This is a genomic window from Psychrosphaera saromensis, assembly GCF_002954545.1.
Classification (GTDB): Bacteria; Pseudomonadota; Gammaproteobacteria; order Enterobacterales; family Alteromonadaceae; genus Psychrosphaera; species Psychrosphaera saromensis.
This window is the reverse complement of record NZ_MSCH01000003.1, coordinates 668,001-693,727: the sequence shown is the minus strand read 5'-3', so window position 1 is coordinate 693,727 and position 25,727 is coordinate 668,001. Positions and strand designations below refer to the sequence as shown.

Below are 25,727 nucleotides of genomic sequence, written 5' to 3'. Positions count from 1 at the left end.
TTTAGCTACAGGCAAAACGATTTAATAAACATCTTTTTGATAACGATGGGTGCTGCGCAATTCTTTTAAGTATTGCTCTGCTTGTTCATCGTTTTTACCGCCGTGGGTTTTAACAATGTCTAACAGCACTTGATGTACGTCTTTTGCCATACGATTGGCATCGCCACAAATATAAAAGTGAGCGCCTTGTTCCAACCATGCAAATACTTCAGCACCTTGTTCACGTAGACGGTCTTGAACGTAAATTTTCTCAGCCTGGTCACGGCTAAAGGCTAAGTCGACATTTGTTAACAAACCTGACTTCACATAACCTTGAACTTCAACCTGATATAAAAAGTCTTGAGTAAAGTTTGGATTACCAAAAAATAGCCAGTTTTTACCTTCTGCGCCACGTGCATCACGTTCTTGTAAAAATGCTCTAAACGGTGCAATACCAGTGCCTGGGCCAACCATGATCACTGGGGCATTATCGTCATTTGGTAAACGGAAATTATCGTTGTGTTCAACAAACACTTTAACCGATGCGCCATCTTCAGCACGACGTGCTAAATAACCTGAACAACCACCTAAGTGCTCGCTGTCAAAAGCATTAAACTCAACTAAACCAACGGTTAAGTGAACTTCTTCTTCCACTTCTGTTTGGCTTGAGGCAATTGAATATAAACGAGCTTGCAGTTTACGAGCACAATCTACGAAAGCTTGAGCTTCAAGTTTTGCTGGGTTTTGAGCAATCACATCAAAGATTTGGCGGGCTTCTATGTACTCACGTAATGCTGCTTTATCTTCCGTTATTTTTAATAAGTCAGCGTTGTTGGTTGCTTGCGCATACTTTTCAACAAAACCTGGGTAAGACTGAGTAAGTTCTAATTTCTCAATTAACGCTTGGCGAACCGTCAACGACTCTTGTCCAAGGGTGACTGATTCATCACCTTTTAAACCAACTTGGTTTAATGCTGCATCAACAAGGCTTTCGTCATTTAAGAAGTAAACACCTAAAGCGTCGCCAGCTTGGTAAGTAATACCTGAGTCTTCTAATGAGATTTCCACATGGCGTACGTCTTTAGTTGAGTCACGACCCGTAATTTTTTGTACCAGTGATAACTCAGCATTAAATGGATTTTGCTTATTGTACTGGCTTGCTTGCGTTGCAGGAGCAGAAAAACCATTCATTGCGCTTGGTTGTGCACCAGCTTGTTCATTCGTATTTAACTCTGGTTCAAATGCAGTAACAGCATGAGAAATCCACACGGCTGCCTCGTCGTCATAATCAACGTCAAGTTCTGCACGGTCAATAATGGTTTCTGCACCAAGTGCTTTAAATCTGTCTTCAAAATCAATCGCCGTTTGGCAGAAAAATTCGTAGCTAGTATCGCCTAAACCAATAACGGCTATTTTTACACCGTCTAATTTTGGTGCTTTTTTAGATGCTAAAAACGCATGTAAATTTTCTGCATCTTCAGGTGGCTCACCTTCCCCGTAAGTTGATACGGCAACGGCTATGAACTTTTCTTTCTTAAGTTGGTTGGTTTTATAGTCCGACATACTAACTAACTTAACCGCTAAGCCTTTTGCTTCTGCTTGTGCTTTAAGTTGGTTCGCTACGCTTTTTGCATTGCCCGTTTGTGAACCATATAAAATGGTTAATACAGACGCCTCATTAGTTTGAGGAGCTAAACTCGCCGCTTGACCTGGCATCGCTGCATTAGCACTAGCAGCCAAATAGCCACTAACCCAAGATTGTTGAATTGGGTTAAGTTGTGCGACCAAAGTTTGTAGATCCGTTATTTGCTGTGCTGATAACGGAGATGCACCTTGACTGAGTTGTTGTACGAGTTGAACCGGACTCATGTTATTAAACCATCTATTTATAAATTAGATGGGATTGTAGAAGTCTAGGCATATACGATAAAGTATCTAAATGCTTATATTTATTCCATTTTGTTATATAAGGCTTAGCCCCCTTTAAAATAAGGGTTATCTGCTAGGTAACTTGGATATGACTTTTTACTATGAGATAGATCTTTTTAGGTTTATTCTGTTTTAAGCCTAAAAACAAACCACAAACGATAAGAGCGAACCATTCAGTTTGAACAATACCAATTCATTAAATAACTACTTAATTGTATTTAATCCAGTAGCAAATAAAAAAAGACAACAGATAGTTAACACAGTGCAACAGCGACTGCAGCAGAACAACATCCAATTTGAGCTTTATCCAACCGCGGCAGAGTTAGTGATTAATCAGACTTATTTCAAACAACGTATTAGCCAATATTCAGATGTGATTGTAATTGGTGGAGATGGCACTCTCAATTGTGTGATCAATTGCTTACCTGACAATAGTCAAATTCGCTTGGGATTAGTTCCCGCTGGAACTGGCAATGATTTTGCCAGAATGTGGTACGGCCGAGATCGTAATTTAAATGCAATACTGGATATTGTCACGGGTATTAGTACTCAACAAATTAGTTTAGGTGAGTGCATATTTAATGAAGCAAACAACGAAAATCAATATCAAATAAAGCGAAGGTTTCATAATGTTATGGGAACCGGTTTTGATAGTAAATTAGCCAAAGATCTACGCCATAATAAAGGTAGGTTTCCGAGCTTAAGTTATTTAATGGCGGCGGTAAAAAAAGTCCCTTTTTATCAAGAGAAAACATCGAGCTTTATAATTGATGATGAAAAACAGCAGTATGAAAACTTAATTACTGCGTTTGCCAATGGCCGTTATTTTGGTGGCGGCTTAAAGGTTGCTCCAAAAGCAAATCCGCTATCTGCTGATTTGGATATAGTGCAAGTTGCACGACACCCGTTATTAACAAAATTAAAGCTAATTATCGCATTATGCGTTGGCAGGCATATGTCCGCTAAACAAGTGCAATATAGAACAATTAGGTCTACGTCATTGATTGATACTGTGGGATTAGATTTACAAGCTGATGGGGAGTATATCGGTCAGTCACCATGTTCCATATCTGTGATTGAAAACGCGGTAAAAGTAAAAAGGTAAGTAAGCTCAAATATCTTGGACATAGAGCTTACTCATTATTTCTAGTTAAGGCTTTAAATAGCCTCAGCTAAATTAGAAACTTACAATGATAGTTGCAGATGTTTCTGTATCTGTTTTCTCTAGACCTTCAGGAACGTCAGTATCCGTGATTAGACCAAAACCAAATTTCATTTTTATTGTGCTGTTAAGACTTGAAACTAATGCAGATTCTGCAATTGTTCGAGTATTCGCTTCACCAGACTCAACACTTAATGACTGTTCAAATGATGCTGTTTCAGAGATATCCCATACTAAAGCAAGTGATCCCCTAATAATTGCACCACTTTCAACAACACCGTCTTGAGTTTCCGTTTCTGTAAAACCCGGACCAATATTCGCATCTAAAGTTACTGTGTCTGCATGTATAGCTCTAAAACTATAACCAGCAGCTACTGTAGTATATTGCTTATAGCTACTAAATTTAGTGTTTTTATAACTACCAAAAATAAATGCAGATGAATACTCACCTAAAAGGTAGTCACCTTGAGCGGTTAAAGAGTATTGATCAGCGGTTCTTTGAGATTCTTTATTACCTTCAGCGTCGGTTACGTCGTCTTCTTTCATTAACGTATTGAAAGTATATTTGTTTTTCCAATTGTTAATGTTGTGGGCTGCTGAAATTTTAGTGAATAAAGATGATGATTCTGTGTTACCTGTAGTGATCAATGCACCAAGCTCAGCAGATACTTTCCACGTATCGACCGCTGGTTTAGTTTCGTCAGCGAATGCAGTAAATGATAATAAAGACGATGTTAGTGCAGTGCACAACAATTGAGATTTCATGAATGTACCTATGTATATGTAATGATATTAAAAAAATATATGTTTGTTCAGCGGAGAGTATAGATGGTTATTTTAAAAAGTTGAGAAAAAGGCAAAAAATTAATAAATTGTTTCTAACAATAAGTAAAAAAGTGTATTTGAATTAGAAATTCACTACTAAAGTTACCGATGTTTGGGTATTAAAATTGGCCACACTATCGTCAACATCATCATCCGATGTTGCTTGAAAGCTAACTTTCATTTGCATAGAACCATGAAGTTTAGCTGTTAATGAACTTTCCATCACAACACGTGTATTGATGCTAGAGCTTTCAAGGGTGAAATCTTGAGTGAAACGAGCATTACTACTTATTATCCAATTGTAAATAGCAGAACCACGTATTACTGGAGCACTCTCAGTTGATCCATCTTCAGATTCAATGAAGGTATAACCTGGCGCTATGTTCAGATCTAATTTTATTAAACTGCCATCAATAGCTCTAAAGCTATAACCAAAAACCAGTGATGAAATAGATCGGTATTGACCAAATCGGTCAAATTCATTACCCCAAAATACTAAGGCTGATTTGGTGTCAGTTATCTTGTAATAGCCTTCGGCATTAATCGTGTATTTTTCGTCCGAGGTTACGGTGGAGCGTATATTGGTTGTGCTATCTATTTGATCGTTTCGTATAAACAGAGACTCAAATGTGTACTTATGGCGCCAATTGTCCATTTCGTAATCGAGCTCTAACTTACTTAGGATAGAGGTCGACTGAGTATTACCTGTGGTAAATAAAGCACCAAATTCAGCATTGATATTTAATGTGGAATCAGTAAGTAATGGCTCTAATTCGTATAAACCATTTTCATCTACTAAACGTGCGAATGATGAATGCACATTAAACAACAAAATAAATAAAACAAGGTAACTAATAGATTTCATTTTTAATCAGATAACAAACAAGTCAGGGCGTGCATTTTACATACAAGTACAAGGTGAGTGCAATTAGTTAAAACCCTTAAATGAGTATAAAAAGGATATTAATAAATTGTTGATTTCCTTTTGTTGCCATTTATTTGCTGTTATCAATCATTAGCACAAGTATTCGTTGTTAAGCGCTCTGATATAAGGGAAAATTGCCGCTGACTTTTTACAATCGGTATCTCTTTTTATGGCTAACACACATTTTGATGTAATTATTATTGGCGCAGGTGCCGCAGGATTAATGTGTGCGGCACAAGCAGGCTTGCGTGGCAGAAAAGTTCTGTTATTAGATCACGCCAAACAGGCGGGTAAAAAAATACTTATCTCAGGCGGTGGTCGTTGTAATTTTACCAATATGGACGTTGAGCCTAATAACTACCTTTGTAGTAATCCCCACTTTGTAAAGTCAGCACTATCAAGATACACCCAATGGGACTTTTTAGGCTTAATTGCCAAATATAATGTGGCATATCATGAACGTGACTTTGGTCAGTTATTTTGTGACGACAGTGCCAAAGAGATCGTTAATATACTCGTTAGTGAGTGCCAAGAAGCAGGCGCAAAAATTCAATTACGCACCGAGATACTCGGCATAGAAAAAACGGATAATGGCTATAACGTCAACACCAATCTACTTAGCTACACTTGTGAATCATTAGTCATTGCCAGCGGCGGTTTGTCTATGCCTAAACTTGGCGCAACGCCTTTTGGTTATAAAGTAGCTGAACAGTTTGGTTTGTCTGTATTACCAACACGTGCCGGATTAGTACCATTTACCTTGCATGATCACGACAAAGAAAAATACCAAGATTTATCCGGCGTAAGTATCCCAACCAGAATAGAGTCAAAAGACGGAACCAGCTTTGCCGCCGACATGCTATTTACCCATCGTGGATTATCAGGCCCTGTAGTATTGCAAATATCAAACTACTGGTTAGCGGGAGAAGCCGTAAGTATAGACTTACTACCCAATATAGACTTAACCGCAGAGCTGACTCAACAAAGAGAAAGCCACCCAAACCAAAGTGTTAAAAATACCTTAGCATTATGGCTGCCAAAACGTTTTGTAGAAGCCTTAATAGAGTCAAAACAGATAACCGACAAACCATTAAAGCAATTAGATCATAAAGAGTTCGACGGTTTAATCCACACCATTAACCACTGGCAAGTAAAACCAAACGGCACAGAAGGTTACCGAACTGCAGAAGTAACATTAGGCGGTGTAGACACAGATCAACTGTCATCAAAAACCATGGAATGCAAAGACGTAAAAGGCTTGTATTTTATCGGTGAAGTTACAGACGTGACGGGCTGGTTAGGCGGCTACAACTTCCAATGGGCATGGGCATGCGGCTGGGCCGCAGGGCAGAGTGTTTGAGTTTAGGTAAGTACAATAAAGTTAAGGGGGAAGCTATCACTCCAAAGTTACAAACTCAATTGTCTCTACGCCGTGATGCTAACTAGATTAATAGCGGTTAAATCATATCAGGCTGAAAAGTAAACAACCTGAAATGATATTATCCTAATATTTCTATCGTATTTATTCTATCTGCTGCTTATTGCTCGCTCGCCTGTGGCAAGATCAATCGCCACCAAAGCGTTTAAGTGAGAGTCTGTAACTGAAGCAAGGTTATAGGCAGTGTCAAGTGCAATCCCTCTTGATAAGCAAAGGTTCATCATGAATGAGTTGTTTCCTTTTCAGAGGCCGATAAGGCCACTATAAACAGTTCCCGCTACCACACCTAATGAGACCATCAAGCGAAGAGTTGAAGGAAACAAACCATGAGCCAATTGAAATCGATTCCATAAATCCAACTTTCGTTGAAGTTTATGTTCATCACCGATTAATAAAGTTGGATATTCATTAGGATTATTTCCAGCTACTGGAGCAGCATGGAGTTCAGTACTACAGAGTAAGTGTTGTGCTATTTTATCCTCGCTAATAATTAGCTCTTCTAATGTTGCAGACTTTATTGCACCTAAAGTGTAAATTAAGTTATTCATCTGCTTGCTAGCGTTTTCACACCATGATTTCCAATTTTTTTTACTTACATCCAATATTGAGAAATTAGGGTATTTGTTAGCCCAATCGTCATATCCCGTAGCGCTAATAACAGCATCAGGCAGTACAATTTTCCCCGCACAGCTTGATATTTGGCGAAGTTCTTTCTGGGCATGCTCACATACTTTAATAATACGGCGCTTTTCAAAATAGCCAATTTTTTTATCAGCAGTAATAACTTGCCAAGTATTAACTAACAAAGCTAATTCATTATTTATTTTTGCGTGCAGGTGCTCAGTACAATGAAGTAAATGAATTAAAGACTTTAAGTAACTTTCCCAGCCTTCACTGCATTCTTTTGCAGCTTGTAAGTGGGCTACGCGACAACGAGCATCATGTACTTTTAATATGTCTGCAATAGCGGCTCTTTCAATTTCAATCTCTTGTATTGCATCAGGAATATCTGCTTTATTTAGTTCGTTTCCACGATGACGGATAACACCACCAGATGGTTTAAGTTTGCTTGATGCTAAGTCTTTTAATGTACTTCTCTCTAGATCTAAATTTCTTGCTAATTTAAGTTGTTCGGTAAGTGATTCTGGATAAAGTGACAGTATAGATTCATTAGGAGGTACAGTTAAATTTGCAGTATTTAATATTTCATCAACGTTATTGAACAGTCGAACAGGGCTTCGATTTAAGTAGATACCTCGATATTTGGGTAGATAAGACGCTTGGCTATAAGATTGGCTAACTACTTGTTCTGCAGGTACTACAGTCATTTGAGATATTTTGTCAGAATGGTAAAAACCATGGCTAATTGTTTTGCGTAGTTGTTCAGGATCAGAAAAAACTAACCAAGACTCTCGCTGATCTATTTTACTTGAGATATATACTTTTTTAGCGTTATCTTCACGGTCACTATTTTGTGGGTGCGTTGACCACATTTGTGGAGGACGAGCCATGTTTTTAGAGAAGATACGATGTTGACTAATATTATCCCCTTCTGCTTCAGGAACGACACCAAAACCATCATCATTTAGTACTTGGGCAAGAGAGTTAATTGCAGATTTTTGTGCTCTAAATAAATCATTAATCAAATTACCCTTACGCGCTTCAATATTAACTACGTCAATAGTAGCTTGCCAAGCAGCATCCGCAGATTGTAGCTTATATAATGCATTAATGAGAGCATCGCTACCGGTTACAGATACCGCAACTAAATCGGCATTAAATTCCATTTCTCGGCTTAATGCTCGTTCTGCAATAACAACAAGACGAAATAGACTATCCATTAGTGAGCGAATAGACCAAATCACTAAACCAAGTAGCCAACCTAACCAAGCAATACGTATATCAATCTTAGATATAAAACGAACAGCAGAATCAAGCCAATCTCTGGTAACAACCATGTGACCAATAATTTGTTGTGCAATATAAACCCATCTACCAACCATCATTGAGCCTTGAGAAAAATGACCAAACTCATGTGCAAGTATAGCTTTAAGCTCACCTAAATTAACAACATTGACAAGGCCTAAACCAATAATTAAATTCTTTTTAGAAGGGAAAAACATATTAATTAATGATAAGTCGTAAAATACAGCGGCATTGACATCAGCAGTAATAAATACTCTGTGCGGTCTCGGAGCACCAATTTCATCTGCTAAGGTATGCAGAAACTCAAATAATTTAGGTTCTTGTTTTGGAGTGACTTCTTCACCTCTAACATTCCCTGATTTTCGGACTGAGAATAATGATTTGGTCATGAATATTGTTAATAAAGAGGAAATCAAGGTAACCAAAATATTAGGAAACGTAATATTGCCATTTATCATTTCAATTATATTGACATAAACAATCCAGCCAAAGCATGTAGCTAGACTCAGATAGAACAACATAAAAACCGTTAAACCAATCATGGCCAACCAAGCTTGTCGTTTATAGCTTATTTTAGCTCGGGTTAAGCTTTCAGGAACATTATCTGGGCTAGATGGATATAGAGGTATATTTGACATAGAACGCATCCTTGTTTTATCGGATTATTTATATTTTACAGTATAGGGTTTGCAATATTTCCCTTAACTTAAGGCAATTACCTTATTATGAATATTAAAAATAATCAAAATGAAGTTCATATATCTCTGAAACTAAAACCAAAATCCCGTTTATTGGTCGTAAATACTCGCCAAATGCTTTGGTTATAGGCATTATTGCGGGTAGATTTTTGCTTGGGTCTAATTTGAAACCATTTAAAAAAGATCAGTCAAAAATAAAAACTATAATATTCAAAGGAAACAAGATGACATTTCGATTATTAACCGCTGGCTTAACGTTTTTAGTAGCGTTAACTGGTTGTTCTGGACAAGACGCTGCGACTGGCCAAAGTGACAATAAAAGCGACGATAAAATTTTCTCGCAAGACTATGTGTTAGAAACATTACCAAATGGCTTAAAAGTCATGATAGTGCCAACGGATTACCCAGATGTTGTGTCATTACAAATCCCTGTTTCTGTTGGTGCTCGTGATGAAGTTGAGGTTGGTAAAACTGGCTTTGCTCATTTCTTTGAACACATGATGTTTAAGGGCTCTGAAAAATTCCCACAAGATGTTTACAGTGACATCTACAAAAACTCAGGTGTGGATAATCGTGCGTATACCACTAACGATTACACTAACTACAACCTAAACTTTTCTAAACAACATTTAGAAAAAGTATTAGAAATCCAAGCTGATATCTTTCAAAATCTAAGTTACACAGAAGCGGAATTCCGCACAGAAGCGTTAACGGTTAAAGGCGAATATTTAAAAAATAACGCCAGCCCAGTTGGCCAATTACTATCAACTGTACGTAATACCGCGTTTGATACTCATACTTATAGCCACACAACCATGGGCTTTTTTGAAGACATTGAAGCTATGCCAGACCAAATGGCTTACGGACAAAAATTCTTTGAGCATTTTTATAAACCAGAATACGTATCTTTGATCATCACAGGTGATGTAAACGCAGAAGAAACCTTAGCGCTAGTTGAAAAATACTGGGGCATGTGGAAAAAAGGCGATTACGTTTCTAACGTTCCAGCTGAACCTAAACAAAAAAAAGCGTTATACGCACATAAAGTAACAGAAGGCTTACCAGGACATTGGTTATTGGTGTCTTATAAAGGTACTGCTTTTGAACCAACTAAAAAAGACAGAGCGACATTAGATTTAATCTCTGAGCTTTACTTCTCTAGCAACTCAGAAATTTACCAAGAGTTGGTTGTAGATAAACAAATTGCTAGCCAAATGTTTACTTACAACGCAGAAACTAAAGATCCAGGTTTGTTACACGTATTTATTAAAGTAGATAAACAAGAAAATTTATCTGTTGTACGTGATGCCATTAACAATACGTACGCTAAAGCAAGAGTTGAGCTGGTGGATGCTAAAAAACTAGCGGATCTTAAATCAAACATTAAATACAGCTTTGCTAAAGGGTTAGATTCGTCAAAATCTATCGCTGATACATTAGCAAGATACATGCACTTTGAGCGTGACCCTGAATTGTTAAACCAACTTTATGCCTCGTTAGATAAAGTAACGGCTGAAGATATTCGTGACATTGCTAATAAATATTTTGTAGATAACGCACGTACTACAGTGACTATGTCTGCTTTAGAAAAAGTAACCGGCTTTGAGCAAGAAGTAAGTTTAGAAAATGCAGTAGCCGAACTGAAGAAACCAAAAGCAGCAGGCGTATTTACTGTATTAGATAAATCAAGCAAGTCACCATTAGTAGACGTTAACTTACTGTTTTATACCGGTGCAGCAGCAGATCCTGAAGGCAAAAAAGGACTAGCAGCATTAACGGCTAATATGATCGCCAACGGCGGCAGTGTTTCTCGTTCTTATAAAGAAATCAAAACGGCGTTATATCCAATAGCCGGCAGTTTTGGTGTGCAGATAGACAAAGAAATGATCTCTTTCCAAGGCCGAGTACATAAAGACAACGCTCAAATTTGGTACGACATTGTGAGCGAACAATTGTTAAATCCAGGTTGGAAAGAAGACGACTTTAAACGCATCAAAAAAGAACAAATCGACGGTATTAAATCTGGCCTTAAAGCGTCTAACGACGAAGAACTAGGTAAAGAAGTATTATACGAAGAACTATATAAAAACCACGTTTACGGTAATTATAACTACGGTGACTTGTCAGATCTTGAGTCAATTACCCTTGATGACGTAAAACAGTTTTATGCTGCACAATTTACTCAGTCTAACTTAAATGTGGGTATTTCTGGTGCGTTACCAGAAGACGTTAAAGCAACACTGTTAACGGACTTAACTAAGCTAAACGCAGGCGAATCAAAACGTTTAACTATTGCTGATGCACCAACACTAAAAGGCCGTCACGCAACGGTTATTGAAAAGTCTGCAAAATCAACAGCAGTAAGCTTTGGTTTTCCAATCGACATTACTCGTAGCAGTAAAGATTGGGCTGCGCTTTGGTTAGTACGTTCTTACTTTGGTGAACACAGAAGCAGTAATGCACACTTATTTAAACGTATCCGTGAAGTGCGTGGCATGAACTACGGTGATTATTCATATATTGAATATTTCCCAAGCGGCATGTTTATCACTAAGCCAAGCGCAAACTTGGCACGTAGCGAACAGATTTTCCAAATTTGGATCCGACCTCTACGTTCAAATAACGACGCGCATTTTGCTACTCGTGTTGCACAATATGAATTAGACCAACTTATTAAAAACGGACTAAGCAAAGAAGACTTTGAAGCGACTCGTAACTTCTTAATCAACTATGTACCGCAGTTAGTTGCAAGCCAAGACAAACAACTTGGTTATGCTATGGACAGTGCATTTTACGGCATTGGTGAATTTGGCGCGTATGTAACAAGTCAGTTAAACGAATTAACGGTTGAAGATGTTAACCGCGTAATTACTGAAAACTTACAAAGCGAAAACATGCATTACGTATTCATTACTGGCGACGGTAAAGATATGGTTAAGCGTCTAAGCCAAGAACAGACTTCTCCTTTGTTATACAACTCAGAGAAACCAAAAGTGTTAACTGACGAAGACGTAATAATTCAAGATTACAAACTAGCCATTCCAGCTAAGAATATTGAATTGTTAAAAATTGATGCAGTGTTTGAGTAAGTTAGCATAAAAAGCGGTAAGGCTTTAGGGCTTTAGGGCTGTAAGGTTTTAAAGCTGTAAGCTGTAAGCTATAAGCTATAAGCTATAAGCTATAAGCTATAAGGCTAGAAATAAAGGTCAGCAATGCTGGCCTTTTTTGTATTAATAATTGTCATCTTTATTACTTATTGGGTGAAGCCATTCAGCCGGTCGATCAATACTACTAAAATACAGCATGTTTTCTGGACTCAAAATCCCTCTTTTTACATGCTCTGGCATCATTAAGAGTGTTTCCTTAAAAAGTAAATTCATAGATGATGGATGTTGGTGCTCTGGAAAAATCTGTATTGTGTTGAAACGTCTAGTTTTTGAGTTATTTAATGAATCTGCAACTTGTTCATAAGTACTCTCTTTTTTTGCATTTGGGAAGACGACTAGTTGATCGAAAATTGATGCACAAGGGAATGCTGTATTATCGACTTCCAGTATTCCTATGGATGGACTTAATGAATCTTGGATATCAATCAGGAAAGATTTTTTTATTATTAGTTGTTCTGGATTGTGCATTTGTTGCCTGACAATACTTAGTTGATCTTGAAAAGCCCAAGAATATCCAAACTCTTTAAACCACATTAGATAAGCAGCAGTCAGAAATCCGACTTGAATCTCAAGATCTTTATCAGCTAAAGAAATAGATGTTTCTATATTCCTAATAGGGCCAAGTTTAATTTGATTCAAAATACCTGGTTGATTATATTTTTCATAAATTTTTACTTCTATTGCGCCATCCGTTGCTTGATCTATTTCACCACGAACTTTAATTCCATTAACTTTAAGGTATTTCCCTTTAGTTTTTGCAGCTAAGATGGTTGCGGTTTCGTTCAGATAGACATTTAAATACTCTCCAAACCACTTATCCTGTTTCGTTCCAAACTTGCTATTACATTTTTTGCATAATACTGTTATTTCTTTACCACCTGAGACATTTGGAATTATATGAGCTGCCGTAATATTTTTTCGATCATTAAAATTAAATTCATTAAAACAACTAGGGCACATGAAAATGTTCTTTTTATCAATATAAAATGCAGTTAGATCGGTAGCTAACTTATTTACAATGTGGATAGTTTTTTTCATTTTTTGAATGACCTTTGTGACATTATCACTTACGAGTTTGGCAGGCTCATCATTAAAAAACCGCAAAATGCTGGGGTGTTTGGTGCGAGTTGTTTATCCACAAAGTTCATCATAGACAATACTTGTTGGCGGTATTCGCAGTAAAATTCCCAACTTGGTGTTGCCTTGTAAGTTAAGTTTGGTAATTCAAAGTGTTTGATCACGCTTTTTGCTGTGGTTGGTTTTATGAATATCTCTTGTTGCGGTTTAAAGTACGCTGGCACCACAGAGATTAATGACCACTTGGCCAATTTGTACTGCTTTAAAATATCTAACTGGGCGTTAAATCCAACTTCTGCATCACCATGTAATTGTTCGTACAAGGCATTGATCATCAGTTCTTTTTCGTGCGCGGATAAATCATGCAGCATGTTTTTGAATTTAGGCTTTTCAAAGGTAGACACCATAGACGAGCGGCTTACGGTTTTAGCCCAGTTTTCTAAAATACGATCTGGTAAGTTAAATTGATCACGTGAAAATACATCTAAAACAAAGTCTGTCATCTTGTCTACTTGGTGTTTTTTACCTAGCTCCACCATTTTCTCATCTTGAAAGCCTTGAGGGTAGAAGCGTAAAAAATCTTGTTGGGCAATTTGCAGCTTTTCTAAATTCATGGTGTTCTTTATAGACTTTGCATTTTTATAACTAGGTTAATTTGATTCTACCGTATATTGATCAAAGAGTTTTTGAAATTAACCATTAGATTTTATTTACTCAGTTATTTCAGGTTTAGACTTGGAAGATAAAAGCTCAAGAAATAAAAGCTCAAGAAATAAAAAGCTCAGAAGATAAAAAGATAGCCAAAGAACTAGCTCGGTAAAGAAGATCTGCTGAATACACAAATACAAAGCAGAAATAATTGCTGTGTATTTCGATATTGGCTTGCATCTATAGTACTAACCTCAGTATCCTACGCGACCTTTTTGGCTCTTCAATGTTCGCTTTTGAATGTTAGCTCTTGATGTTAGTTTTTAATTTAGATTTGGAAATATTTTATGATTGGTTTTGATTATGGCACCTCAAATTGTGCTGTTGGTATTATGGATAATGACCAACCTAAGTTAATAAATTTAGGTGAGCATGGCCGATTCATGGCGTCATCTTTGTATTCTCCAAGTAGAGATGTGATTGTTAACTGGTTACAAAAAAACATTAATCAGCCGCACAGAGATAAGTTTACTCAGCTTAGACAATACCAGTTATCAAAAGGCCAGGAAGCGTTAGAAGACTTACGTTATGACGGCATTGCCGAGCATTTGTCTTTTGGTAAAGACGCCCTTTCCAGATATTTAGAAGATCCTAGTGAAGGCTATTATATTAAATCGCCAAAATCATTTTTGGGTACCAGCGGTTTGTTACCACCACAAATTGCCTTTTTTGAGCACATAGTTGCGTCCATGATGGCGCATGTTAAACAGTTAACAGAAAACGAATTACAAAGAGAGGTCACTCAAGTCGTGATTGGCCGCCCTATCAACTTCCAGGGTCGTAACAGCGAAGAAAGCAACAAACAAGCGATTGAAGTATTAACCAATGCCGCAAAGCACGTGGGTTATCAAGACGTAGAATTTCAGTTTGAGCCAGTAGCGGCAGGGTTTGAATATGAAGCTAAGTTAACCAAAGAAACTCGAGTATTGGTTGTGGATATTGGCGGTGGTACTACCGATTGCTCCATGTTGTTAATGGGGCCACAATTTATTAATAAGTTAGACCGTAGTGCAGAATTATTAAGTCACAGCGGTAAACGTATTGGCGGAAATGACTTTGACATCCAATTAGCGTTAAAAGGCATAATGCCTAATTTGGGCATGACCAGCGAATTATTAACAGGCAAACCTATGCCTGTGAATAGTTACCATGAAGCGGTCGCCATTAATGATGTGAACGCCCAAACCGAATTTTATAATGCCAAAAACGGCCGCTTTTTAGCCCAATTAAAACGTGACTCAAAACAGCCTGAGCTGTTAGCGCGTTTGTTAAAAGTGTACGAGCAAAAACTAAGTTATCAGTTAGTTAATAGTGCAGAACAAGCCAAAATCAACTTAACCGACAATCATCAAAACTTAATTGATTTGAGCTATTTAGACAGCGGTTTAACGCAAGACGTTGACCGCGACTTGTTTTTACAAGCCAGTGAAAATCAATTAAACAGTATTGCGCAGTTAATGGAAGAAGCCGTTGAGTCGGCAGGTTGTCAGCCAGATGTTATTTTTGTGACGGGTGGTACGGCAAAGTCTCCAGTAATAAATCAGTTTTTACAGCAACAGTTTAATAATATACCTGTCATTATTGGTGATCATTTTGGTAGTGTAGCGTCTGGTTTAACCCGTTGGTCTAAGCGCATATTTTCATAAAACGTACGCGTAAAAACAACTAGAGAAAATTAATCAGTTTATGTCTGGATTACCCTATTTAAATCACTATTCAGCGTCATTAGTTGAGAAAATTCAAACTATGTTGCACCAAGGCAAGGTACAAACGTACCTTGACGCCAAATATCCAGAAAAACATAACTGTAATAACGACAAGCAATTACGCGATTACGTGATGGACATTAAAAACCAGTACCTTAAAAAGTCTGCGCCCATTAACAAAATACAATTTGATAGTAAGTTGCACGTGGTTAAAAACGCACTTGGCACTCACACTTATGTGTCCAGAGTCCAAGGCAACAAGCTTAAAAGTAAAAATGAGTTACGGGTTAGCTCAATCTTTAAAGAAGCACCAGAAGCGTTTTTGAGGATGATAGTGGTGCATGAACTTGCTCATGTTAAAGAGCTGGACCACAACAAGGCATTTTATAAATTATGCTGTCACATGTTGCCGGAATACCACCAAATAGAATTTGATACTCGGGTATATTTAACCTTGCTTGAGCACGCTAGCAAAAAAAATAGCAGTCAAAGCCACAGCGGCAAAAGTAATGTTAATCAAAGCCATGCTAGTAAAAGCAACCACGCTAGCAAAAATAAAAACAAGCAGGTTGACTAAACATGCAACCACAAGCCGCCCCATTTATTGTTCCCAAATGCCTTGAGCAAATAACCATTGTCTATCAAGATGAACATTTATTGGTGATTAATAAACCCTCTGGTTTATTAAGCTTGTCGGGCAAACATCCACTTAATAAAGACTCAGTACATTGGCGTTTGGTGCAAGACTTCCCAACGGCAACTCTAATTCACCGATTAGATTTTGGTACATCAGGCTTAATGCTGGTAGCGCTGAATAAAGACATTAATAAACAAATCTGTGAGCAGTTTAGCCAGCGTACTGTCACCAAATATTATGAGGCAATTTTAGATGGAGAGCTTTTAGTACAAGCGCCGTTATCAGGTGGCGATTTTGAAATAGCAGATCAAGAGATAGCAGAGCTAGATATTGTAAAAAAAAGCAGCGCTCAAAAGGGAAAGTATGAAAAGCACGGTGAAATTAACATTCCTATTATTAAAGATGCAGATAACTTTCCCCTGCAAAAAGTCTGTCATCAAACGGGAAAACAAGCGACTAGCCAATACCAAATAGTCAGTTACAACAAAGCCAACAATACCACAAAAGTATTATTTCAACCCATCACAGGCCGCACTCACCAGTTACGTATTCATAGCCGAGAAATAGGCCATCCCATTATAGGTTGTGACTTATACGACCTAAACCAGTCTTACTTTAAGGCCGACAGATTAATGCTACACGCAAGTCGGTTAGGTTTTACTCACCCAGTAACAAACCAAGAAATGGACATTAAGTTACCAGCGAATTTTTGATTTGACTCTTTTAACCTTGATTCACTTTATCCAATAACTCAATCAATTGCTGGGCTTCTTGCTCTGTCATGTGGGCAAAAGAGCATTTTATTTTATCTGGAATGTCTGCAGCTTTATGGCGCAACTCAGCGCCGTGAGTTTCAAGCTTGATGATGCGTTTACGTTTGTCGTCTTCATCTTTAACAATTGAGAGCAAAGACTTGTCGGTCATTTTTTTTAGGATTTGTGTCATGGCGCCGCCATCAATTGACGTTTTTTCTAACAACTCAGCTATGCTGATCCCATCGTTTTCCCATAACGCCATCATGACTATGTATTGTGGGTAAGTCAGATCTAATAATTCCAACGGTTCACGATAATTCCTAATAATGCGGTTTGAAGCCATATATAGCCGATGGCATAGTTGGTTTTCTAATTTAAGTTGTGGATATTCCATTACGTTACCTTTGGCTATTGAGTGCGCTAATGGCAGGATTATAATTTGCACACAAAACATTTGCAATGTTTGTCATTACGCGTTATTGTTTTGCATGCAAATTAATTAAGTTAATTACCGAATGACTCTAGTTAGTTATTAACTGGGCAATATTTTATATAAAACACGTTTTTGGAGAACAGAATGAATGTATTAAAAGAAGTAGCATACACAGCAAAAGCAACTGCAACTGGCGGCCGTACAGGTTCTGCTAAAAGTGATGATGGTCGTTTACAAGTAAACTTGTCTACGCCAAAAGGACTAGGCGGTGATGACGGTCAAGGTACAAATCCAGAGCAGTTGTTTGCAGCCGGTTATGCCGCATGTTTTATTGGTGCGCTGCAATTTGTATCAGGCCAAACTAAAGTAGCTCTACCAAAAGAAACATACATCAACTCAGAAGTGTCAATTGGCGCAATTGAAGGTGGTTTTGGTATCGCAGTTAAACTAGCAGTATCACTTGGCGATTTAGACAAAGCGCAAGCACAAGAATTAGTTGATGCGGCACATTTAGTATGCCCATATTCAAATGCAACACGCGGCAATATTGAAGTTGAATTATCGCTTATATAACGGACATTTACTTACTTAATTAAGTCCTAAAGTGTAAACACATTTCAGGACGGGACACGTTAAATAAAAAGGGCAAAGTTAATCACTTTGTCCTTTTTTAATGACTCATTAATATCGTTTTGTAGGTTCTTGCTTTTGTTTGTAGGTTAAAAATAACGCTAGTCCAAGTCCGCCAACACCAAATAAAACAAGCGCTAAATGCGCTAGTGTTAATAGGTATATATGTTCGTCCATGGTTAAATCAATAACGATTGTTTTTATGTTATCTTCTGTTGTAATAAAGCTGACAACGCCGTAGTCAATATCTTCTTGTTGCATAACTTTTATTGATTGAGCTGCATTTTTGATCAGCGTTATGTAATCAGGGCCGGTGTCTTTACGGCTATTTCTCCATGAATATTGTGGCCCTACAGTTGAAGCGAATGACTGCCACCCATTATCTGGTATTGAATCAGCTATTAACACAACATTTACTTCTGGCTTTGGATTAACACTTGTAGAAATAAACTCTTTACTCCAGGTAGAGATAACTGATTTAGCTTGCTCTTCCTTTAATTCTCTTTGGGTAAAAAAGAATATCGAAAGCTCACCTTTTTTTATAAACCCATAATCACTGTCATTGATTTTTGTGCTTTTGGGCTTAAAATTAAGTATTTGCTGCCAACAGTCTTTTTTACATGGTGTAGATGGAGTAATGTCATCCCACATAGTCATGATTTTTTCTTTAAATAGAGCATCATCCTGGTTGGATTTTGTTAACCATTTAGCCCATGAGTGCAAGATAGAGTAATCATATTGGGATACGTTTTTTTGCGCGACCAATTGTTGGTTAGAGAACATGGCTTTCATTTTTAACACTGAGTAAATAGAATCGCTTATGCTAGGAAATGTTAGCTGCTCATCAATCTGTTTAATAGTTTCTAATTGCTTAGAAACACTGCCCAACAGGTCAAGGTTTTGCTCTGTATCTAATACATTAAAATAGTCACAATAATTATACGACTCACCTTCTAAGAAATCTCCATAGATTAATAAGCATTGTCTATTCAGTGAATTGGTATAAATTCTCTGACCAACTTCCTCGATAGATTTCCAATCATCTAAAGAATTGATCTCTTTCATTCCAGAAGTTTCTAACATTTTTAAGGCAAGTGGTGCTTTATTAAAATCCATATACAGTGATGTGTGAAAGATCAGAAATACAAAGGTCACCGCCAACCAAAAGGAATTCTTATTGTTTTTCTCTTCTTTAAAATCACGCTGGACTGAATGGGTGTTTTCAATACTGACAATGTTGGAGGTACCACTTAACACTTCAAACGACACTTTTTGATCAAGTGGAATACGGTCTAATTTATCTTGCCAAATTTGGGGAAGTAAAAAGCTAACTTTTCCTAGACCGTTTTCGTCATACACTTGGACATGATGTTGTTCATATTCATTTGTTATTTGACTAAATTGGCCACTCATTCTGGTTACTTCACATGCATAACGAGCCCTTGTTCTAGAACGATGCCATAGACCAAATCCAATAAATAAAATAATGCCATAAGTCACAGCCCAAACAAGATAAGACGAGCTCTCATCAATCATAAACCCTGCAATCACAAAGCTGATCATTAACAAAAAGGAATAACCTATACCTCTAGTTAGTGGATCAAAATACAGTCGTTCGTTATCAGAGCCTTTTCTATTGCTTAACACTTCAAGCGGCAAGCTATCAATTTTACCTATTTGCCCGCTTTCTATTGCAGCTTGGGTTTGTTTTTCTAACTCACCCGTTAACAATTCACCCACTAAACTAAAATCGCCAAGTGACATTAAGTAAAATTTATTATTAATAAGTGCCAATTTAGCAGGGGCTTGATTTTGAACACTGGTTTCAAAAAAGCTTTGTAATTGCTCTACCGACAAAATATTAGGAACTTGAATATTAATGTGCGAAATAGACACTAACAGGCTGCTTGTACCAGAAGATGTAGACATACTCTGAATGGAAATTTCACCCACGATAGGCATTTCAAATGCTTTAACGGGTTCTTCCAACTTTAAACCAAAAAGTTTATTAAGCGCTGCGATTTCTTGTTCATCGGTTAATTCAAATTCTTGCTCATCATCTTCCAACGCATTAATTTGTTTGGCTAAATTAGTGGCGTTTTTTGAAGTCGTTTTGTAGGAAGTGAAATAAGAAAACAAGGCAAAAATTGAGATGATCAGAACGATGATTTTTAAGATAAAAGCGATACTATCCATTGAATGTTAAACCCTTTTTTACTTTTACTGCCATAGCTACTTAGGGAATAAGGAAAGTATGTGACTATTCACTTTTTATTAGTAGGTATGATACGAAATTTTTAACAAACCAAACATTAAGTTTATTGTGCATTAGTATCAATAGGGGATATACCTAACTATTTGAAATGTTTTATAACTAGAATAAAAAATCAATGGAGCTGGAGCTGTTGATTAAGGAAAGTTGGAGGGTAAGTGCAAAGTTAATTACTTTGCACTTTTTATCTTTAAGGACAAGACAAGGGCTAGTCCCAGTTTAAGATGACTTTACCAGACTGACCAGAACCCATAGTGTCAAAACCGTCTTGGAATTTGTCTATTGGGAATTGGTGAGTAATGATAGGCGATATATCCAAACCAGATTGAATTAAACTGGCCATTTTGTACCAAGTCTCAAACATTTCACGGCCGTAAATACCTTTAATAACCAAGCCTTTAAAGATCACTTGATTCCAATCTACCGCCATATCTGACGGAGGAATACCTAACATGGCAATCTTTCCGCCATTGTTCATGTTATTTAACATGTCGTTAAAAGCAGTAGGTACGCCAGACATTTCTAAACCAACGTCAAAGCCTTCTGTCATGCCTAGCTCATTCATTACGTCTTTTAGCTTTTGTTTGGACACATCAACTGCGCGAGTGGCACCCATTTTTTTAGCCAATTCTAAACGGTATGGATTTACGTCAGTGATCACAACATGACGTGCGCCAACATGTTTAGCTACCGCCGCGGCCATAATACCAATTGGACCTGCACCCGTAATTAATACATCTTCACCCACTAAGTCAAAAGATAACGCGGTATGAACTGCGTTTCCAAACGGGTCAAAGATAGAGGCTAATTCATCAGAGATATTGTCAGGGATTTTAAATGCGTTAAACGCAGGAATAACCAAATATTCAGCAAAAGAGCCTTCACGGTTAACACCCACACCAACAGTATTTCGGCATAAATGCACACGACCCGCGCGGCAGTTACGGCAATGACCACAAGTGATATGGCCTTCACCAGATACACGGTCACCAACTGTAAAACCACGAACTTCTTGGCCCATGTCTACCACTTCACCAACGTATTCATGGCCAACAACCATAGGTACTGGAATGGTCGCTTTTGCCCAATCATCCCAGTTATATATATGCATGTCAGTTCCGCAAATTGCGGTTTTACGGATTTTAATTAATAAGTCATTGTGACCCATGACTGGCTTTTCAGCCTGAGTCATCCAAATACCAACTTTAGACTTTGTTTTTGCTAATGCTTTCATTGTCATGTTATTTATCATCGTCATCTTACTTAATAATCTTTAATTCTTTGCCTACTTTGATAAAGGCAGCAATGGCTTTATCAAGTTGCTCTTTACTATGTGCAGCGGAGATTTGCGTGCGTATGCGCGCTTGGCCTTTTGGTACAACTGGGAAACTGAAACCAACAACATAAATGCCTTCTTGTAGCATCTTGTCTGCCATATCTGACGCTAGTTGAGCGTCACCTAACATAACTGGAATAATGGCATGATCTTTACCTGCTAAGGTAAAGCCAGCGGCTTCCATTTGCTCACGGAAGTAAGCCGCGTTTGACCAAAGTTGGTCGCGTTGCTCAGAACCAGTTGCTAACATTTCTAACACTTTAATCGACGCGTTAACAATTGAAGGTGCAACAGAGTTAGAGAATAAATAAGGACGAGAGCGTTGACGTAACCATTCAACCACTTCTTTTTTGCCCGTTGTATAACCACCAGACGCACCGCCTAATGCTTTACCTAATGTACCTGTGATGATATCAACACGGTCCATCACGCCACAATATTCAGGTGTACCACGACCATTTTCACCAACAAAACCAACTGCGTGTGAGTCATCTACCATGACGAGTGCATCGTATTTGTCTGCTAAGTCACATACTGTTTTAAGATCACAAATAACGCCATCCATTGAGAATACGCCGTCAGTAGCAATTAATTTAAAACGTGCGCCATCAGCAACGGCTTGTTGTAATTGTTTTTCTAGGTCTGCCATATCGTTATTGGCATAACGGTAACGTTTGGTTTTAGATAAACGTACACCGTCGATGATAGAAGCATGGTTTAACGAGTCAGAGATAATTGCGTCTTCTGCACCTAAAATAGTTTCAAACAAACCGCCGTTAGCATCAAAACATGAACCATATAAAATCGTGTCTTCAGTTTGTAAAAATTCACTAATTTTAGCTTCTAATGTTTTATGAATATCTTGCGTACCACAAATAAAACGAACAGAGGCAACACCAAAACCGTGCGCATCTAAGCCTTCTTGAGCGGCTTTAATTAGGTCTGGGTGATTCGCTAATCCCAAATAGTTGTTGGCACAAAAGTTTAAAACCTGTTCGCCATTAACATCAATACTGGCTTTTTGTTGTGACGTAATAATACGTTCAGACTTATACAAACCATCAAGTTTTACTTGTTCAATTTCTTGTTGAAGGTGTTTAAAAAAACCGGCTGCACGCATATTAGTCTCTCCAATTTGAGTTGATTTTGAAATTATTTCATCAACTCTTTTAACAATTATTTTAGGGATTAGTCCAAGAATAGATGACTATTCTACAATGCCATGGATTGTATCGGATAAATTCATCCAGTACAGTAAAACAGGCTGTTCTAGACCTAATTTTGCTAATCATGATTATTAGATTTTGTGCAGTTAACTGCACAATCACAATAGCTTAAACACATACCATGAATAAGTGCGCGTATTTTATCTGTAATGTTAATTTACATCCATAAGGGTTATAACTAATTCAGATTAAATGAGATAGTAAATTAATTAGCTCAATATTAACTAGGTGTAAGTAGATGAATGTTAACAAAGTTGTGGTTATTACCGGTGCTGGCAGAGGGATTGGCGCTGCCACAGCCAAGCTTTTTGCTGAGCAAGGTTATGACATATGTATTAACTACCATAATGATCATGAATCCGCTGAAAAAGTCGCCAAAGATGTTAGAGCGTTTGGCGTAAAGTGTATATGTGTTCAAGCTGATGTCTCCAAAGAAGAGGAGGTTGAGCACTTATTTACACAAGTGGATCAGCAGCTTGGAGCCATAACGACGCTAGTAAATAACGTTGGGATTTTACAATCTCAAATGCGCGTGCAAGATATGAGCGCGGAGCGTATTAACAACATATTAACTACCAATATCACCAGCTATTTTTTATGTAGCAAACAGGCAATTAAGCGTATGTCTTTAGAGTTTGGCGGCAGTGGCGGCACTATAGTAAATGTATCTTCTGGCGCAGCAAGAACAGGCTCACCCAACGAATATGTTGATTATGCTGCATCCAAAGGTGCCATAGACACGTTAACGGTTGGTTTATCAAAAGAGCTGGCAGCACAAGGTATTAGAGTGAACGGTGTACGCCCTGGATTAATTTATACCGACATGCATGCAGATGGCGGCGATCCAAACCGAGTAGACAGATTAAAAACCAATATCCCGTTAGGCAGAGGCGGAGAAGTTGAAGAGGTAGCAGAAGCCATATACTGGCTAGCCAGTGACAAATCTTCTTTTTCCACTGGCTCAATAATTGATGTAACTGGAGGGTGTTAAATGAAATTAACAACGCCAACGGATCAAGAATTAGCGCAAATGAGTCAGTGGTTTGTGGATGAAAAAAACTTAAGAATTTGGTCAGGCCCTAAATTCCGGTATCCATTTGACCAAGCCACATTTAAAGCTGATTTAAGCATGGAGCGTTTACCGTCTTTCTGTTTAAAATATTCAGAGCCAGCGACTGATGTTGAACGAAATTTATTGGTGGGTTTTGGTCAGTATTATTTACGTGCAGGACGCTGTCATTTTGGCCGTTTAGTCATCAATCCTGATTGCAGAGGACAAAACAAAATAGCGGATTTGATTTCGTTGTTAGCCGACAAAGGCTGTGCAGATTTAAAGGTAAACGAGCTATCTTTATTTGTGTTTAACGACAACCATAAAGCTAAAAGCGCATATGAAAAATTAGGCTTTGTTGAAGCTATTTATCCCCAAGAGATGCCAATGGAAGGCTGTGCTTATATGACCAAGACTGATTTAACTTAAGCATGATTATTAGCTATCGAACACTCAATAATGATATCGGCATGAAAGTACGGTTAGGTGAGAGTCTGTTACTGCACAGACTAAACGATTTGTTTCGTCGATACGTCTAGACCAAAAGCCAGATAAACTTTCTTTTAACGGTTCAGGCTTTCCAATACCCTCAAATGGTGAGCGTTTGGTATCACTAATTAGCTTATTAATTCGCTTTAGTATTTTCTTATCTAGGCCTTGCCAATAGATATAATCGTTCCAAGCTTCATCAGTCCATGCCAACTTTCTAGACATCAATGATATCTCGTTCATTTGTTTTGTCTGACATGTATTGCTCAATCGACTTTGCTAAATGAGCTGCATTAGCTGGCGATTTCAGTAAATGAACCGTTTCCATTAAGCTATTGTAATGATCCATAGACATGACGACGGCATCTTCAGCATCCCTTCGAGTGATGACGGTATAATCGGCATCATCAACAACTTGATCTAATACCGATTTAAGCTCATTTCTAGCTTCTGTAAATGAAACAACTCTCATATGTCACCTCTCATAAATAACTAAGTCATCCACTTTAAGTGAGAACCACTAAAGCTGGTCGAAGTAGTCACCCGCTTTATGTCTGAAAAATACATTACAATGCTGTAACTCAAGTTCTAACGGATCTTTGTTTAGGACTTTAATATAAGGGTTTAACTCTAATGTAACGGTAATCGTTTTTGACAATAATAATTCATTGTAAAGAGCACGTTTACGTTCTTCGGAGTTAGAGTAAGACATACGAATTATGATGTTTTCATTGCAAGCTGGAGCTGCAATTGGAAAATACTTTTTTGGGACAAAGACTTCGAATTGACCGCCTTGGTTAAATCCGTACTCAGTGTTTACCGAATAATTGCCTGAGGTAAGTTCGTATTTCATATGATAATAATCAGAATACTTACCCGGGTTAACTTTGATCTCTTGAGCGTTAAGTTGAACGGCGATTAACAACACCAAAATGCTTGATAAATACTTCATACTATCCTTATACAAATAACAATTTAATAGTGAGCGATTGCTACGCGTGTTGATTTTGGTGCTTAGCCTTTATTGAAGCTTCTATTTCATCGGCTATTTCAGGTTTAGTCTTGGCTTTTAATGTCGGTACTTGAATTGGTATTTTTTATGGTGCGAATAAATAGGTAAACCGCAGCCACTCCAGCAAAAACAGAAGCAATTGGTGTGTAGCCAATTTTATCTAGGCTTAGCTCTTGTGCAAATGCCATATAACCAATTAAAAAGCCTAACTGAGCCAAACCAAATAATGCAACAATAAAGCACACACCAAGGGTTATCCAGTTGAATGCACTGAGTCTCTTTTCCATTTATTAGATCCTTATTAAACTTTTGTATTTGTCTTTGTATGAGAGAGTTTATTTTAGAC

At 37.7% G+C, this 25,727-nt stretch carries 22 protein-coding genes and 1 pseudogene; 9 read left to right on the top strand and 14 right to left on the bottom strand.

All coding sequences use genetic code 11. The annotated features are described in order from the left end of the window. Window positions 1-21: 21 nt before the first annotated feature. A complete protein-coding gene (locus BTO11_RS03105) occupies window positions 22-1,848 on the bottom strand; it encodes an assimilatory sulfite reductase (NADPH) flavoprotein subunit (protein WP_105051215.1) in 1,827 nt (608 codons plus the stop codon). A 238-nt stretch (window positions 1,849-2,086) separates the two neighbouring features. On the opposite strand from BTO11_RS03105, the gene BTO11_RS03100 reads away from it, so the two are divergent. Next, a complete protein-coding gene (locus BTO11_RS03100; protein ID WP_105051214.1) occupies window positions 2,087-3,013 on the top strand; it encodes a diacylglycerol/lipid kinase family protein in 927 nt (308 codons plus the stop codon). A gap of 72 nt (window positions 3,014-3,085) precedes the next feature. Here BTO11_RS03100 and BTO11_RS03095 read toward each other — a convergent pair whose 3' ends face one another. Together BTO11_RS03095 and BTO11_RS03090 are read right to left on the bottom strand one after the other, a co-directional pair. Beyond that, entirely contained in the window at window positions 3,086-3,835 is a 750-nt protein-coding gene (locus tag BTO11_RS03095) for a DUF481 domain-containing protein (RefSeq protein ID WP_105051213.1), read from the bottom strand. Window positions 3,836-3,977: 142 nt separating this feature from the next. After that, window positions 3,978-4,760, bottom strand: a complete 783-nt coding sequence (locus BTO11_RS03090; RefSeq protein WP_105051212.1) for a DUF481 domain-containing protein — start codon at window positions 4,758-4,760, stop codon at window positions 3,978-3,980. 229 nt (window positions 4,761-4,989) lie between these two features. On the opposite strand from BTO11_RS03090, the gene BTO11_RS03085 reads away from it, so the two are divergent. After that, a complete protein-coding gene (locus BTO11_RS03085; protein WP_105051211.1) occupies window positions 4,990-6,180 on the top strand; it encodes a BaiN/RdsA family NAD(P)/FAD-dependent oxidoreductase in 1,191 nt (396 codons plus the stop codon). A gap of 320 nt (window positions 6,181-6,500) precedes the next feature. Here the strand turns inward: BTO11_RS03085 and BTO11_RS03080 are convergent, their stop codons facing one another. Continuing rightward, window positions 6,501-8,822, bottom strand: a complete 2,322-nt coding sequence (locus BTO11_RS03080; protein ID WP_105051210.1) for a M48 family metallopeptidase — start codon at window positions 8,820-8,822, stop codon at window positions 6,501-6,503. A gap of 284 nt (window positions 8,823-9,106) precedes the next feature. Between BTO11_RS03080 and BTO11_RS03075 the strand changes: the two genes are divergently transcribed. Further along, the gene (locus BTO11_RS03075; RefSeq protein ID WP_105051209.1) at window positions 9,107-11,971 is read left to right on the top strand and encodes a M16 family metallopeptidase; all 2,865 of its coding nucleotides are present in this window, start codon (window positions 9,107-9,109) and stop codon (window positions 11,969-11,971) included. A gap of 141 nt (window positions 11,972-12,112) precedes the next feature. On the opposite strand, the gene BTO11_RS03070 is transcribed toward BTO11_RS03075, so the two are convergent. After that, window positions 12,113-13,087, bottom strand: a complete 975-nt coding sequence (locus BTO11_RS03070) for an HNH endonuclease (protein ID WP_105051208.1) — start codon at window positions 13,085-13,087, stop codon at window positions 12,113-12,115. A 29-nt stretch (window positions 13,088-13,116) separates the two neighbouring features. Continuing rightward, entirely contained in the window at window positions 13,117-13,740 is a 624-nt protein-coding gene (locus BTO11_RS03065; protein WP_105051207.1) for a hypothetical protein, read from the bottom strand. Window positions 13,741-14,121: 381 nt separating this feature from the next. Between BTO11_RS03065 and yegD the strand changes: the two genes are divergently transcribed. The 3 genes and pseudogenes from yegD to BTO11_RS03050 all read left to right on the top strand — a co-directional run bounded on the left by yegD (window position 14,122) and on the right by BTO11_RS03050 (window position 16,890). Continuing rightward, complete coding sequence (gene yegD, locus BTO11_RS03060; RefSeq protein WP_105051206.1) at window positions 14,122-15,480, top strand: molecular chaperone; 1,359 nt, start codon at window positions 14,122-14,124, stop codon at window positions 15,478-15,480. 40 nt (window positions 15,481-15,520) lie between these two features. Continuing rightward, a pseudogene (locus BTO11_RS03055) lies at window positions 15,521-16,003 on the top strand (YgjP-like metallopeptidase domain-containing protein); the annotation flags it as partial. A 116-nt stretch (window positions 16,004-16,119) separates the two neighbouring features. After that, window positions 16,120-16,890 carry an RluA family pseudouridine synthase gene (locus BTO11_RS03050; RefSeq protein ID WP_105051204.1) on the top strand — a complete coding sequence of 257 codons (771 nt, stop codon included), beginning with the start codon at window positions 16,120-16,122 and terminating at the stop codon, window positions 16,888-16,890. 10 nt (window positions 16,891-16,900) lie between these two features. On the opposite strand, the gene BTO11_RS03045 is transcribed toward BTO11_RS03050, so the two are convergent. Then, a complete protein-coding gene (locus BTO11_RS03045; RefSeq protein WP_105051203.1) occupies window positions 16,901-17,326 on the bottom strand; it encodes a MarR family winged helix-turn-helix transcriptional regulator in 426 nt (141 codons plus the stop codon). Between the two features lie 183 nt (window positions 17,327-17,509). On the opposite strand from BTO11_RS03045, the gene BTO11_RS03040 reads away from it, so the two are divergent. Next, the gene (locus tag BTO11_RS03040) at window positions 17,510-17,938 is read left to right on the top strand and encodes an organic hydroperoxide resistance protein (RefSeq protein WP_105051202.1); all 429 of its coding nucleotides are present in this window, start codon (window positions 17,510-17,512) and stop codon (window positions 17,936-17,938) included. A gap of 108 nt (window positions 17,939-18,046) precedes the next feature. On the opposite strand, the gene BTO11_RS03035 is transcribed toward BTO11_RS03040, so the two are convergent. The 3 genes from BTO11_RS03035 to BTO11_RS03025 form a co-directional block, all read right to left on the bottom strand. Next, entirely contained in the window at window positions 18,047-20,191 is a 2,145-nt protein-coding gene (locus tag BTO11_RS03035) for a hypothetical protein (RefSeq protein WP_105051201.1), read from the bottom strand. A gap of 284 nt (window positions 20,192-20,475) precedes the next feature. After that, window positions 20,476-21,501, bottom strand: a complete 1,026-nt coding sequence (tdh, locus tag BTO11_RS03030) for an L-threonine 3-dehydrogenase (protein ID WP_105053644.1) — start codon at window positions 21,499-21,501, stop codon at window positions 20,476-20,478. A gap of 25 nt (window positions 21,502-21,526) precedes the next feature. After that, entirely contained in the window at window positions 21,527-22,723 is a 1,197-nt protein-coding gene (locus tag BTO11_RS03025) for a glycine C-acetyltransferase (protein WP_105051200.1), read from the bottom strand. 344 nt (window positions 22,724-23,067) lie between these two features. Between BTO11_RS03025 and BTO11_RS03020 the strand changes: the two genes are divergently transcribed. Together BTO11_RS03020 and BTO11_RS03015 are read left to right on the top strand one after the other, a co-directional pair. Continuing rightward, window positions 23,068-23,820 carry an SDR family oxidoreductase gene (locus BTO11_RS03020; RefSeq protein WP_105051199.1) on the top strand — a complete coding sequence of 251 codons (753 nt, stop codon included), beginning with the start codon at window positions 23,068-23,070 and terminating at the stop codon, window positions 23,818-23,820. Next, on the top strand, window positions 23,821-24,309 hold the full coding sequence (locus BTO11_RS03015) for a GNAT family N-acetyltransferase (protein WP_105051198.1): 489 nt from the start codon (window positions 23,821-23,823) through the stop codon (window positions 24,307-24,309). A gap of 24 nt (window positions 24,310-24,333) precedes the next feature. Here BTO11_RS03015 and BTO11_RS03010 read toward each other — a convergent pair whose 3' ends face one another. From BTO11_RS03010 to BTO11_RS02995, 4 genes are all read right to left on the bottom strand, one after another. Then, window positions 24,334-24,594: a Txe/YoeB family addiction module toxin gene (locus tag BTO11_RS03010; RefSeq protein WP_105051197.1), complete on the bottom strand. Its 261-nt coding sequence runs from the start codon at window positions 24,592-24,594 to the stop codon at window positions 24,334-24,336. Beyond that, the gene (locus BTO11_RS03005; RefSeq protein WP_105051196.1) at window positions 24,587-24,841 is read right to left on the bottom strand and encodes a type II toxin-antitoxin system Phd/YefM family antitoxin; all 255 of its coding nucleotides are present in this window, start codon (window positions 24,839-24,841) and stop codon (window positions 24,587-24,589) included. Before BTO11_RS03005 ends, BTO11_RS03010 begins: the two co-directional genes overlap by 8 nt. A 48-nt stretch (window positions 24,842-24,889) precedes the next feature. After that, complete coding sequence (locus BTO11_RS03000; protein ID WP_105051195.1) at window positions 24,890-25,321, bottom strand: hypothetical protein; 432 nt, start codon at window positions 25,319-25,321, stop codon at window positions 24,890-24,892. 104 nt (window positions 25,322-25,425) lie between these two features. Then, the gene (locus BTO11_RS02995) at window positions 25,426-25,668 is read right to left on the bottom strand and encodes a hypothetical protein (protein WP_105051194.1); all 243 of its coding nucleotides are present in this window, start codon (window positions 25,666-25,668) and stop codon (window positions 25,426-25,428) included. Window positions 25,669-25,727: the final 59 nt, after the last annotated feature.